Annotated in this window: 11 protein-coding genes and 4 tRNA genes; 8 read left to right on the forward strand and 7 right to left on the reverse strand. The window is 59.9% G+C overall.

The annotated features are described in order from the left end of the window. Nucleotides 1–17: 17 nt before the first annotated feature. The 4 genes from PSUM_RS24620 to PSUM_RS24635 are packed head-to-tail and all read left to right on the forward strand — an operon-like array spanning nucleotide 18 to nucleotide 2,753. On the forward strand, nucleotides 18–644 hold the full coding sequence (locus tag PSUM_RS24620; RefSeq protein WP_003228301.1) for a DUF1780 domain-containing protein: 627 nt from the start codon (nucleotides 18–20) through the stop codon (nucleotides 642–644). After that, nucleotides 641–1,168 carry an MOSC domain-containing protein gene (locus PSUM_RS24625; RefSeq protein ID WP_083349766.1) on the forward strand — a complete coding sequence of 176 codons (528 nt, stop codon included), beginning with the start codon at nucleotides 641–643 and terminating at the stop codon, nucleotides 1,166–1,168. The genes PSUM_RS24620 and PSUM_RS24625 overlap by 4 nt, the downstream gene beginning before the upstream one ends. Before the next feature lie 52 nt (nucleotides 1,169–1,220). Next, a complete protein-coding gene (locus PSUM_RS24630; RefSeq protein WP_020798622.1) occupies nucleotides 1,221–1,394 on the forward strand; it encodes a DUF3094 family protein in 174 nt (57 codons plus the stop codon). A gap of 60 nt (nucleotides 1,395–1,454) precedes the next feature. Beyond that, on the forward strand, nucleotides 1,455–2,753 hold the full coding sequence (locus PSUM_RS24635; RefSeq protein ID WP_020798623.1) for an NAD(P)/FAD-dependent oxidoreductase: 1,299 nt from the start codon (nucleotides 1,455–1,457) through the stop codon (nucleotides 2,751–2,753). A gap of 195 nt (nucleotides 2,754–2,948) precedes the next feature. Here PSUM_RS24635 and PSUM_RS24640 read toward each other — a convergent pair. From PSUM_RS24640 to rluD, 7 genes are all read right to left on the reverse strand, one after another. After that, a tRNA-Pro gene (locus PSUM_RS24640) sits at nucleotides 2,949–3,025 on the reverse strand. Nucleotides 3,026–3,120: 95 nt separating this feature from the next. Beyond that, a tRNA-Lys gene (locus PSUM_RS24645) sits at nucleotides 3,121–3,196 on the reverse strand. A 5-nt stretch (nucleotides 3,197–3,201) separates the two neighbouring features. Next, a tRNA-Pro gene (locus PSUM_RS24650) sits at nucleotides 3,202–3,278 on the reverse strand. Between the two features lie 9 nt (nucleotides 3,279–3,287). After that, nucleotides 3,288–3,363, reverse strand: a tRNA-Asn gene (locus PSUM_RS24655). A gap of 301 nt (nucleotides 3,364–3,664) precedes the next feature. After that, nucleotides 3,665–6,229: an ATP-dependent chaperone ClpB gene (clpB, locus tag PSUM_RS24660; protein WP_033040376.1), complete on the reverse strand. Its 2,565-nt coding sequence runs from the start codon at nucleotides 6,227–6,229 to the stop codon at nucleotides 3,665–3,667. Nucleotides 6,230–6,492: 263 nt separating this feature from the next. Next, complete coding sequence (pgeF, locus tag PSUM_RS24665) at nucleotides 6,493–7,245, reverse strand: peptidoglycan editing factor PgeF (RefSeq protein WP_020798625.1); 753 nt, start codon at nucleotides 7,243–7,245, stop codon at nucleotides 6,493–6,495. Further along, on the reverse strand, nucleotides 7,242–8,204 hold the full coding sequence (rluD, locus tag PSUM_RS24670; RefSeq protein ID WP_033040377.1) for a 23S rRNA pseudouridine(1911/1915/1917) synthase RluD: 963 nt from the start codon (nucleotides 8,202–8,204) through the stop codon (nucleotides 7,242–7,244). The genes pgeF and rluD overlap by 4 nt, the downstream gene beginning before the upstream one ends. A gap of 151 nt (nucleotides 8,205–8,355) precedes the next feature. Here rluD and PSUM_RS24675 point away from each other — a divergent pair, with 151 nt between their 5' ends. From PSUM_RS24675 to PSUM_RS24690, 4 genes are all read left to right on the forward strand, one after another. Beyond that, on the forward strand, nucleotides 8,356–9,378 hold the full coding sequence (locus PSUM_RS24675) for an outer membrane protein assembly factor BamD (protein ID WP_020798627.1): 1,023 nt from the start codon (nucleotides 8,356–8,358) through the stop codon (nucleotides 9,376–9,378). 136 nt (nucleotides 9,379–9,514) lie between these two features. Beyond that, nucleotides 9,515–9,748, forward strand: a complete 234-nt coding sequence (locus tag PSUM_RS24680; RefSeq protein ID WP_033040380.1) for a PP0621 family protein — start codon at nucleotides 9,515–9,517, stop codon at nucleotides 9,746–9,748. Then, nucleotides 9,738–11,324, forward strand: coding sequence for a sensor histidine kinase (locus PSUM_RS24685; RefSeq protein WP_083349767.1), 1,587 nt, complete (start codon nucleotides 9,738–9,740; stop codon nucleotides 11,322–11,324). The genes PSUM_RS24680 and PSUM_RS24685 overlap by 11 nt, the downstream gene beginning before the upstream one ends. Nucleotides 11,325–11,326: 2 nt before the next feature. After that, the gene (locus PSUM_RS24690; protein ID WP_033040383.1) at nucleotides 11,327–12,658 is read left to right on the forward strand and encodes a sigma-54-dependent transcriptional regulator; all 1,332 of its coding nucleotides are present in this window, start codon (nucleotides 11,327–11,329) and stop codon (nucleotides 12,656–12,658) included. The last annotated feature ends 63 nt before the right edge of the window (nucleotides 12,659–12,721 follow it).

The following is a 12,721-nucleotide window of genomic DNA, read 5'->3' on the forward strand; positions in this document are numbered from 1 at the left end:
GCGCTAAGCTTGGGCGTATGGATGATTCAGATTACTTACGCCTGCTGACCATTGCGGCCGAGCAAGCCAACGCGTTCCTGTCCAATGCCCGCAAATGGGAGCGCGAGCGTTGGGTCTGCCAACGCCTGCTGCAAGGCTTGAACATTCCCTACCGGGCCGACGAATTTGCTCCGGCGGGAGAACCGCCGGACGTGTTGTTTCGCGACGCCAATTTCGAGGTGTTCTTCGTGCTCGACGAGGGCCGACGCCTCAATGATGAATGGCGCGACGAATTGCAGAGGCGGCGCAGTGCGTTCTCCCTGAGCCAGCTGGTACGGCGCGAAGCCAAGCCCCGCCGCATACCGGCCAACGAGTTCTTGTTGCGGCTGGCGCCGACCTTGCGCAAAAAAGCACACAACTACAAAGAGCGCGGCATGGACCTGGGCGAGCTTGACATCATTGCCTTCGCCAGCCTCAAGCGTGAAGTGCTGGACCTCAACAGTCATTTCCCACCGCCCACCGAATACCTGCGCCAGGGCTGGCGCTCGCTGTCACTGGTGGGCCCGACCTTCGCCCGCGTGCTGTTCGCTCATCCCGATGCGCCGGATTTCCTGCGCAGCAACCTGGGACGCAGCATCGTGTTCGACGTCGGGATCAGCCTGTGAGCCCATTGCAGGAACTGATTGCCGAAGTACCGCAGATCGGCCGCGTACGCTGGATTGGCGTGCGCCCGGAACGTCACGTGCCAATGATCGAACTGGAGGCCGTGGAAGCGCGACTGGAGGCCGGCTTGACGGGCGATCGCGCCCGCCCCGGCGTGCGCAATGCGCGGCAGGTGACGCTGATTCAGTGGGAGCATCTGGCAGTGATCAGTTCGCTGATGGGCCGCCCGGACGATCAACCGGTCAAGCCTGAAGATTTGCGGCGCAACCTCGTTATCAGTGGCATCAACTTGTTCAGCCTCAAGGGCCGGCGTTTCCGCATCGGCCAGGCGATTTTCGAAACCACTGGCTGGTGCCAGCCCTGCGCACGCCTGCAGAACAACCTGGGCCCGGGGACCTTTCAGGCCGTGCGCGGGCATGGCGGAATCACCGCCCGAGTGCTACAAAGTGGCATCATTCGCCTGGACGACAGGGTGAGCATCGAGCCCCTAACTGACAGCGGCTATGCTCCGTTCAACGTTCGTTGAGTCTGCCTGTAGCTTCTTCACCTTCAGCAACGTCTACCTGACGAGGCCTTTTATGACCAGCCGCCTGAACCCCGAAGACCAAAAGCATGTCGAAGCGTATCTGCAACTGTCCCAACACCAAGTCGAGCGCCGGCCTTTCCGGCCGTGGATGCTCCTTGTGCTGGTATTGGCAGTGACCATTGGCCTGGGCCTGTTGAGCCGACTTATCAGTTACCTGACGCTATGAGCTGCTTGGCGCTCGCTCGGGTAATTGCACCGATTTCTTTTAGCCTTGCGAGATATCCCCATGACTCATCGTATTGTCATCGTTGGCGGCGGCGCCGGCGGTCTGGAGTTGGCTACCCGTCTGGGTAAGACTCTGGGCAAACGCGGCACGGCCAGCGTGATGCTGGTCGACGCGAACCTGACCCACATCTGGAAACCGCTGTTGCACGAGGTCGCGGCCGGGTCGTTGAACTCGTCCGAAGACGAACTCAACTATGTAGCCCAGGCAAAATGGAACCACTTCCAATTCCAACTGGGGCGCATGAGCGGGCTTGATCGCGCCAATAAAAAAATCCAGTTGGCCGCCACTTATGATGACGCCGGCCTGGAACTGGTGCCTGCCCGGGAAGTGCCTTACGACTCGTTGGTGATTTCCGTCGGCAGCACCACCAACGATTTCGGCACCCAGGGTGCAGCGCAGCACTGTCTGTTCCTGGATACCCGCAAACAGGCCGAGCGCTTCCATCAGCAGTTGCTCAACCACTACCTGCGCGCCCATGCGGGGCAGACCGACAAGGTCGAGCAGATCAGTGTCGCCATTGTCGGTGCCGGTGCCACCGGGGTCGAACTGGCCGCCGAACTGCATAACGCAGCCCATGAACTGGCGGCTTATGGCCTGGATCGGATCAAACCGGAAAACATGCACATCACCCTGATCGAAGCCGGGCCTCGCGTGCTACCGGCCCTGCCGGAACGAATCGGCGGCCCGGTGCATAAAACCCTGGAAAAACTCGGGGTCAATGTCATGACCAACGCCGCCGTCAGCGAGGTGACGGCCGACAGCCTGATCACCGTAGATGGCAAAGTGATCAACGCCAGCTTGAAAGTCTGGGCCGCCGGGATTCGTGCGCCAGGGTTCCTCAAGGACATCGATGGCCTCGAAACCAACCGCATCAATCAACTGCAAGTGCTGCCGACCCTGCAAACCACTCGTGACGAGAACATCTTCGCCTTCGGTGACTGCGCGGCCTGCCCGCAACCGGGCACTGATCGCAATGTGCCGCCACGCGCCCAGGCGGCGCATCAACAGGCGTCGTTGCTCGCCAAGTCACTGAAACTGCGGATCGAAGGCAAGCCTCTGCCTTCTTACAAGTACACCGATTACGGATCGCTGATCTCGCTGTCGCGTTTTTCGGCTGTGGGTAACTTGATGGGTAACCTGACGGGTAGCGTCATGCTGGAAGGTTGGCTGGCGCGGATGTTCTACGTGTCGCTGTACCGCATGCACCAGATGGCGCTATACGGGCCATTTCGCACGGCGATGCTGATGCTGGGCAGCAAGATTGGACGCGGGACAGAGCCGCGCCTGAAATTGCACTGATCAAGCTGCTTTCTGTAGGAGCGAGCATGCTCGCGAAGAACCTGAGAGCGCCGCGTTAAACCAGAAACGCTGCGTTTTCGTTAACGATCTTCGCGAGCATTCGAGCGTCGACCGGCTGCTCCTACAGTTGATCCGCGGCAAGCAATTAGCAGGCAAAAAAAATCCCCGTATCTTTCGATACGAGGATTTTTAATATGGTCGGGGTAAGGGGATTCGAACTCCTGACATCCTGCTCCCAAAGCAGGCGCGCTACCGGACTGCGCTATACCCCGGTAAAAAAAAGGCACCTTTGAAAGGCGCCTTCTGCGAACAGAGCTTTTGGCGTCTGATCTTAAGATTCGATTCCAGCGTTAACTGGTTTCAAAAATGGTGGGTCGTGTGGGATTCGAACCTACGACCAATTGGTTAAAAGCCAACTGCTCTACCAACTGAGCTAACGACCCAAAAATGGTCGGGGTAAGGGGATTCGAACTCCTGACATCCTGCTCCCAAAGCAGGCGCGCTACCGGACTGCGCTATACCCCGGTTTGAAATTGGCTCCGTGACCAGGACTCGAACCTGGGACCCAATGATTAACAGTCATTTGCTCTACCGACTGAGCTATCACGGAACTACACATTTCAATTTACAACTGTGAAGCTTTACTGCGTTCTCTTCAACCCGTTTGCATCGCTGCGTTCGTGTGTCTGAGGCGCGCTATTCTACAATCTCTACAACCTCTGTCAACCCCCTAAATTGCTTTCAAGTTAATGATTTGCAACTTATTTTCGATTCCTGCTTGGGGAGCAGAAACCCTGGCGGGTGACTTACTGCGGGGCGCACTTTACAAGCCTTTTCCTTAGAGTTCAACAGCCTAGATGAAAAAAAGGCCTCGCAATGCGAGGCCTCTTCAATTTTGCCGCCGATCTGGATCAGACGAAGACGATTTCGTCGTTCTCCACCACGCCATGGGCCGTGTCTCCCGGCATGAATCGACCGGAAAGGATCAACTGCGCCAGCGGGTTCTCGATCCAGCGCTGGATCGCTCGCTTGAGCGGCCGTGCGCCGTATACCGGGTCGTAACCCACCGCGATCAGCTTGTCCATGGCTTCTGGGCTCAGCTCCAGCTTCAGCTCCCGCTCGGTCAGGCGACTGCGCAGGCGACCCAGCTGGATCTCGGTAATGCCAGCGATCTGATCCCGCGCCAAAGGCTCGAAGATCACCACTTCGTCGACCCGGTTGATGAACTCCGGCCGGAAGTGGGTGGAAATCGCGTCCATCACCGCCGCACGCTGGGCCTCGCGATCACCCACCAGCTCCTGGATCTGCACCGACCCCAGGTTGGAGGTCATGACGATCACGGTGTTCTTGAAGTCCACCGTACGGCCATGGCTGTCGGTCAGGCGACCATCTTCCAGCACCTGGAGCAAGATGTTGAACACGTCCGGGTGCGCCTTCTCGACTTCATCCATGAGGATCACCGAGTAAGGCTTGCGGCGCACCGCCTCGGTCAGGTAACCGCCCTCTTCATAACCGACGTAGCCCGGTGGCGCACCGATCAGGCGAGCCACGGAATGTTTCTCCATGAACTCGGACATGTCGATCCGCACCATCGCCTCTTCGGTATCAAAGAGGAATTCGGCCAGCGCCTTGCACAGCTCGGTTTTACCGACACCGGTCGGGCCGAGGAACATGAAAGAGCCGCTCGGGCGATTAGGGTCGGACAACCCGGCACGGGAACGCCGAACCGCGTTGGAAACCGCCACCACCGCTTCATCCTGGCCGATCACACGTTGGTGCAACAGGCTTTCCATCTTCATCAGTTTTTCGCGCTCGCCCTCGAGCATTTTCGACACGGGAATGCCGGTCCATTTCGACACGACTTCAGCAATTTCCTCTTCGGTCACCTTGCTGCGCAGCAGCTGGTTCTCGGGTTTGCCATGCTGGTCGACCATTTGCAGGCTGCGTTCCAGGTCCGGGATCACCCCATACTGCAATTCGGCCATGCGGTTCAGGTCGCCTTTGCGGCGGGCTGCTTCCAGCTCCTGACGTGACTGTTCGATCTTCTGCTGGATCTGCGCCGAACCCTGCACCTCAGCTTTTTCCGAGTTCCAGATTTCTTCGAGATCCGAGTACTCACGCTCGTGACGGGCAATTTCTTCCTGGAGTTTTTCCAGGCGTTTTTTCGCCGCATCGTCGCTTTCTTTCTTCAGCGCCTGGGATTCCACCTTCAGCTGAATCAAACGGCGCTCCAGGCGGTCCAGCACCTCCGGCTTGGAGTCGATCTCCATGCGGATGCGGCTGGCGGCCTCGTCGATCAGGTCGATGGCCTTGTCCGGCAATTGCCGGTCAGTGATGTAGCGATGGCTGAGCTTGGCCGCCGCAATGATCGCGCCGTCGGTGATCGCCACCTTGTGGTGGACCTCGTAGCGCTCCTTCAGGCCACGCAGGATGGCGATGGTGTCTTCTTCGCTCGGCTCGTCCACCAGCACTTTCTGGAAGCGTCGCTCCAGGGCGGCGTCCTTCTCGATGTATTGGCGGTACTCGTTGAGCGTGGTCGCACCGACGCAGTGCAACTCACCGCGTGCCAGGGCCGGCTTGAGCATATTGCCTGCATCCATCGAGCCCTCGCCTTTACCGGCACCGACCATGGTGTGCAGCTCGTCGATGAACAGAATGATCTGCCCTTCCTGCTTCGACAGCTCGTTGAGCAACGCCTTCAGGCGCTCTTCGAACTCGCCACGGTATTTGGCACCGGCGATCAGCGCCCCCATGTCCAGGGACAGCAGGCGCTTGCCCCTGAGGCCATCAGGCACCTCACCGTTGATGATGCGCTGGGCCAGGCCTTCGGCGATGGCGGTTTTACCGACGCCTGGCTCACCGATCAGCACCGGGTTGTTCTTGGTGCGACGTTGCAGGACCTGGATCGTGCGGCGAATTTCATCGTCACGGCCGATCACCGGATCAAGCTTGCCCTCCTCGGCACGCTTGGTCAGGTCGACGGTGTACTTGTCCAGTGCCTGACGCGCTTCCTCGTGGTTGGGGTCATTGACCGCCTCGCCACCACGCAGGTTGTTGATCGCATTTTCCAGGGCTTTCTTGCTCACGCCCTGGCCGAGCAAAAGCTTGCCGAGCTTGCTGTTCTCGTCCATGGCGGCGAGCAGCACCAGCTCACTGGAAATGAACTGGTCGCCCTTCTGCTGGGCCAGGCGATCGGCTTGATTGAGCAGGCGCGCCAGATCCTGCGACATGTTCACGTCGCCGGTGGGATTCTGGATTTTCGGCAGCTGGTCGAGCTCTTTGGTCAGCTCTTTACGCAAGCTGTTGACATCGAAGCCCACCTGCATCAGCAGGGGCTTGATCGAGCCACCCTGTTGTTCGAGCAGGGCTTGCATCAAATGCGCCGGTTCAATGGCCGGATGATCGAGACCGACAGCCAGGGATTGGGCGTCGGACAAGGCTAACTGCAATTTGCTGGTTAAACGGTCTATACGCATGGGTCACCTTCCTTTTGAGCAGGTCGGACCTATAAAACATCCTGAATGAAGAAACCTGCCAGATACCACAATAGATGCGGTCGATTCTGGGAGTTTCAAGCGTTGTGATGTTGATGCAGGTCAGAGAAGTCTAGCCTGGTGCCCTGCCTCGCAAATACGTTCCTCTTTTGACGAGTGGCTGTTGCTGTCAGGCAAGGCGCCGCGACGAGTCATAGCCCGCTATGGCGAGGAGCGGCAACGCAGCATGACGGCAACAGACGCCGTCAAAAAGGAACAGTATTTGTGAGACAGGGCACTTGAAGCCAGATCAGGGAGGCAAAGCGGCCGGTGCGCGACGCACGGCGATAAGAAAAGAAGCGCGGATCGGTCACGGTACAGAAACCGCCGCCGTAAACAGCGGTTACACCACGAGCCGCCAGACGCAAACGCGCCAGCATATAGATGTCGGCCATGAACTTGCCGGGGTTTTGGCTTGGCACAAATGCCTGGGCGGCTTCGGGCAATTGCCCGACGAAGGTTTCGCGCACTTCCGGGCCGACTTCAAACGCTTGCGGGCCAATGGCCGGGCCGAGCCAGACCAGGACCTCGGCAGGCGCAACAGCCAGACTGTCGAGCGTGGCTTCCAGCACACCGGCCGCCAGCCCGCGCCAACCGGCATGGGCTGCGGCAACGCGGGTACCGGCACGGTCGCAAAAAAGCGCAGGCAGGCAGTCGGCAGTCATCGCCGCACAGGCAATGCCCGGCGTTGAAGTCCAACTGGCGTCAGCAGTCATCACCCGGCTCGGGTCCGCATGGGCCACGACGATGCCGTGAACCTGCTGCAACCAGGCCGGTTGAATGGAGAAGTGATCAGTAAGGCGACGGCGATTTTCGGCGACAGCTTCGGGGCTGTCGTCGACATGATCGCCAAGATTGAGGCTGTCGAACGGCGCCAGGCTGACGCCGCCCGCACGGGTGGTCACACAGGCTTTGACCCCGGCCGGCGCGGGCCAGTCAGGAATCAGCCAGTCACTCATCCGACAAACGCCTCGCGATCTTGCTTGAGCAGGGTCAGCAACCAGACAAAGTCTTCCGGCAGCGGCGATTCCCAGCTCATACGGACACCGGTCGTCGGATGGTCCAGCTCCAGGAACCGTGCATGCAGTGCCTGACGCGGGAAGTTCTTCAACGATTCAACCATGGTCGGGTTGGCTGCCGGCGGAATCCGGAAACGACCGCCATAGGCAGGGTCTCCGACCAACGGGAAGTTGATGTGCGCCATGTGCACGCGAATCTGGTGCGTACGACCGGTCTCCAGCTTCACCCGCACGTGGGTGTGGGAGCGGAAACGCTCGAGCACGCGGTAATGGCTGACGGCCTGCTTGCCACCTTCCATCACGGCCATGCGCTGGCGTTGCTGGCCATGGCGACCAATGGGCGCGTTGATCTTGCCACCCGCCGTCACCACGCCGATCACGATGCACTCGTAGATCCGGCTGACGCTGCGACTCTGCAACTGTGTCACCAGCTGCGTCTGCGCCTGGATGGTCTTGGCCACCACCATCAGGCCGGTGGTGTCCTTGTCCAGGCGATGCACGATCCCGGCGCGGGGCACATTGATGATGTCCGGCACGTGATGCAGCAAGGCGTTGAGCAAGGTGCCATCAGCGTGGCCAGCAGCCGGGTGAACCACCAGGCCCGCGGGCTTGTTGATCACCAGGATGTCGTCGTCTTCGTAGACGATGTCCAGCTCGATGTCTTGAGCGATCCATTCGCCCTGAGCTTCCTGCTCGGCGGTGAGTTCAAGAATGGCGCCACCGTGAACGATGTCTCGCGGGCGGATAACCGCCCCATCCACAGTCAGGCGGCCGTCTTTGATCCAGGCGGAAAGGCGCGAGCGCGAGTGCTCAGCGAATAGTTGTGCGGCGACTTGATCGAGGCGTTGGCCGCCCAATTCGGACGGCACCTCTGCGCGAAGTTCAATTTTATCGGACATGCTCGGACTGGGCGTCGGCACAGCCTTTGGTTTCGGCTGCGCGCTTGTGGTTAAATACGGCGTCTTTTGCCCCGAGGCTATTCAACGGGGCGCTCATCATAACAGGACGGCCTCGCCCAAGACAGCGGCCGTCATAGGGACGCAAGCCGCCATGCAAGTGAAACACCTGCTGCTGATCGCCATCCTCGCATTGACCGCTGCTTGCTCTTCGAAGGAAGTCGTAGACGAAAACCTGAGCGAAGTCGAGTTATACCAACAGGCTCAAGCCGATCTGGACAATAATAGCTACACCAGCGCCACTGCCAAGCTGAAGGCTCTGGAATCGCGCTATCCGTTCGGCCGCTATGCCGACCAGGCTCAGCTGGAACTGATCTACGCCAACTACAAGAACGCCGAACCGGAAGCCGCCAAGGCAGCTGCCGAGCGCTTCATTCGCCTGCACCCACAGCATCCGAATGTCGATTACGCCTACTACCTCAAGGGCCTGACTTCTTTTGACCAGGACGTTGGCCTGCTGTCGCGTTTCCTGCCGCTGGACATGACCAAGCGTGACCCGGGTGCCGCCCGCGACTCCTACAACGAGTTCGCCCAGCTGACCAGCCGCTTCCCCAACAGCCGTTACGCGCCGGATGCCAAGCAGCGCATGATCTACCTGCGCAACCTGCTGGCAGCCTACGAAATCCACGTGGCCGACTACTATCTGACCCGCCAGGCCTATGTGGCTGCCGCGAACCGTGGCCGCTACGTGGTGGAAAACTTTCAGGAAACCCCTGCAGTCGGTGACGGCCTGGCAGTGATGACCGAGGCCTACCAGCGCCTGCACCTGGACGACCTGGCGGCCACCAGCCTCGAAACCCTGAAGCTCAACTACCCGAACCACCCAAGCCTGGTGGACGGTCAGTTCGTGCCATCGGTTGCCGAAGCCGACAACCGTTCGTGGCTGAGCAAGGCTACCCTGGGCCTGATCGAATCCCGTCCACCGCTGCCACCGGGAGAAACCCGCGCCAACCAGGACGTGCAGAAGCAGTTCCAGGACGCCAAGGACGCGATTCCCAACGAGCTCAAGCCTAAAGACAGCAGCGGCGATGTGATCGAGGAAGAGGACCACGAGGCAGAGGGCAACAACGAAGACCGCTCGTGGTTCAGCTACATGACCTTCGGCGTGTTCGACTGATACGACCGACGGTGCAGGAAGGGAGACTCTCGAGTCTCCCTTTTTTATTGCGCCGTTTTTATCCAGCGCGAATACGCTGTGCGCCTGCCATGTCCTTGGCTAAACTGGCGGTTCATCCGTCATATAGCAGCTCACCATGCTTCGTTTATTATTCTGGATCGCCGTGATTGCCGCCGCTGTGTGGTTCTGGCGCAAGTACAAGGGCCAGGCGTCTGCACCCAAGTCCTCCGCCGAGCTGGAAGCAGCCCCCATGGTCCGCTGCGCCCATTGCGGCGTGCACCTGCCCCGCGATCGTGCACTGCGCCTTCAACAACAGTGGTATTGCAGCCAGGCTCACCTGGAGCAAGGCCCCGGTCCTAGTGATCGCTGAGACGTCCAGTCCCGGCGAAAAACAGGCCCAGCGACTGCTGCGTCTCTATCACCTCTACCGTTTAAGCATCGGCATCACCTTGGTATTGCTGATTTCCAGCAACCTGGACAACCGCTTGCTTACGGCCGCCAATGACGACCTGCTGCGCAGTGGCAGCTGGTTGTACCTGGTGCTGAATATCCTGCTGGCAGTCTTCTTCCAGAGCACCCGACGCCCGACGCAACTGCTCAGCCTGGCTCTGGTCGACGTCCTGCTGCTTTGCGGGTTGTTCTACGCCGCTGGCGGAGTGGCCAGCGCTATTGGCAACTTGCTGATCGTCTCGGTGGCCATCAGCAATACCTTGTTGCGAAAACGCATCGGCTTGCTCATTGCCGCCATCAGCACACTTGGCATCCTGGGTTCGAGCTTCCTGCTGAATGTCAGCCATCGTGCCAATCCCAACGATTATTTGCAGGTCGGCACGCTTGGCGTGCTGTGTTTTGCCGCGGCGCTGCTGGTACAGGGCCTGATCCGACGACTGGAAGTCAGCGAAACCCTGGTGCAACAGAAGGCCAGCGAAGTGGTTGGCCTGGAAGCCCTCAATGCACTGATCCTGCAACGCATGCGTACTGGCATCCTGGTGCTTGATGACCAATGGCGCGTGCAACTGGCCAATCATGGCGCCTTGACCCTGCTGGGCTGCGAGCGCCTCGAAGGCCAACGAATTGACGAACATGCACCTGCCCTGGTCGAGCGCCTGCAACTGTGGATCAACAATCCGACGCTGCGCCCGCAAAGCCTGAAAATCGCCCGTAGCGGCCTTGAACTACAGCCAAGCTTCATCGCCCTGTCCTCCAGCCCACACCGCCAGACCCTGGTCTTTCTCGAAGACCTCGCACAGATCACCCAGCAGGCTCACCAACTGAAGCTCGCCGCCCTGGGTCGCCTGACCGCCGGTATTGCCCATGAAATCCGCAATCCGTTGGGCGCCATCAGTCACGCCGCGCAGCTATTGCGAGAATCGGAGGAACTGAATGCCGCGGACCGGCGTCTGACGCAGATTATTCAAGACCACTCTCAGCGCATGAATCGGGTTATCGAAAACGTCCTGCAATTGTCCCGCCACCAGCAAACCGCGACCCAACGACTCGACCTGAGGCCTTGGCTGGAACAGTTCGTGGCGGCAACCCGCGACCAGGCGAGCGAGCACCAGAAAATCCATCTGCGTATTGCGCCCGGTGACTTCGAGACCTTGATGGACCCGAACCAGCTGGAGCAGATTCTCGACAACCTGATAGGCAATGCCTGGCGCCATAGCGCCCTGGACCACGACCCGGCGCAGGTCTGGCTTGAATTGTTCACCGATCCCGAAAGCCAGCTTCCGGTCCTCGAAATCCTCGACGACGGCCCCGGAGTGGCCCCGGATCATCAAGCACAACTGTTTGAGCCCTTCTTCACCACCAGCCAACAGGGCACTGGCCTGGGGCTATACCTGTCACGTGAGCTGTGCGAGAGCAACCAGGCTCGCCTGGACTTCAAACCACGCCAAGGCGGCTGCTTTCGCATCACCTTTGCTCACGGACGCAAACAAGGTTGAACATGAGCCCACGGAAAAAAGTTCTGGTCGTCGACGACGAACCGGACATCCGCGAACTCCTGGAAATCACCCTGGGGCGGATGAAACTCGACACTTACAGTGCCCGTAACGTTGGCGAGGCCTTGGCCCTGCTCCAGCGCGAGACGTTCGACCTGTGCCTGACCGACATGCGCCTGCCGGATGGCAGCGGCCTTGAGCTGGTGCAACACATCCAGCAACGCTATCCACAGATTCCGGTGGCCATGATCACCGCCTATGGCAACCTCGATACGGCGATCAATGCGCTGAAGGCCGGCGCTTTCGACTTCCTGACCAAGCCGGTGGACCTGACCCGCTTGCGGGAACTGGTCACCAGTGCCTTGCTGTTACCCGCCCCTGGGACCACCATCGATCGCCGCTTGCTAGGCGACTCGCCGCCCATGCGCAATCTGCGCCAGCAGATCGACAAGCTGGCCCGCAGCCAGGCTCCGGTGTACATCAGTGGCGAGTCCGGCAGTGGCAAGGAACTGGTCGCCCGCCTGATTCATGAGCGAGGACCACGGGCCAACCAGCCCTTTGTCCCGGTCAATTGCGGCGCGATTCCGACGGAGCTGATGGAAAGCGAGTTTTTCGGCCATCGAAAAGGCAGCTTCAGCGGCGCCATCGAGGACAAGCCCGGATTGTTCCAGGCGGCCCACGGCGGCACCCTGTTTCTCGACGAAGTGGCAGACCTGCCTCTGCCCATGCAGGTCAAACTGCTGCGGGCGATCCAGGAGAAAGCCGTACGCAGCGTCGGTGGGCAACAGGAGAGGGTGGTCGATGTGCGCATACTGTGCGCCACCCACAAAGACCTTGGTGCCGAAGTCGCCGGCGAACGTTTTCGCCAGGATCTGTACTACCGCCTGAACGTGATCGAACTACGCGTGCCACCGTTGCGCGAACGCCGTGACGACATCGAGCCACTGGCCTGCCATGTGCTCAAGCGCCTGGCTGCAGACACTGGGCAGCCCGCGGCAAAACTCCACCCCAATGCCCTCGACGCCCTGAAAAACTACCGTTTTCCGGGCAATGTGCGGGAGCTGGAGAATATGCTCGAACGCGCTCACACCTTGTGCGAAAACAACCGGATCGAGGCCAGCGACCTGCGCCTGGCCGAGGGCAACTGCTCCGCCGAAGGGGGCGTGCCGGACCTCACGCAGATCGATAACCTGGAGGCGTACCTGGAAAACGTTGAACGCCAACTGCTTCTCCAGGCCCTGGAAGAGACCCGCTGGAACCGCACGGCAGCGGCTCAACGGTTGAATCTTTCATTCCGGTCGATGCGCTATCGACTCAAGAAGCTCGGTTTGGATTGAGGGCCTCAAAAGATCGCAGCCTGCGGCAGCTCCTACAGGGGGAAACGGGTACTCCTGTAGGAG

It is taken from the genome of Pseudomonas umsongensis, assembly GCF_002236105.1.
Lineage (GTDB): Bacteria > Pseudomonadota > Gammaproteobacteria > Pseudomonadales > Pseudomonadaceae > Aquipseudomonas > Aquipseudomonas umsongensis.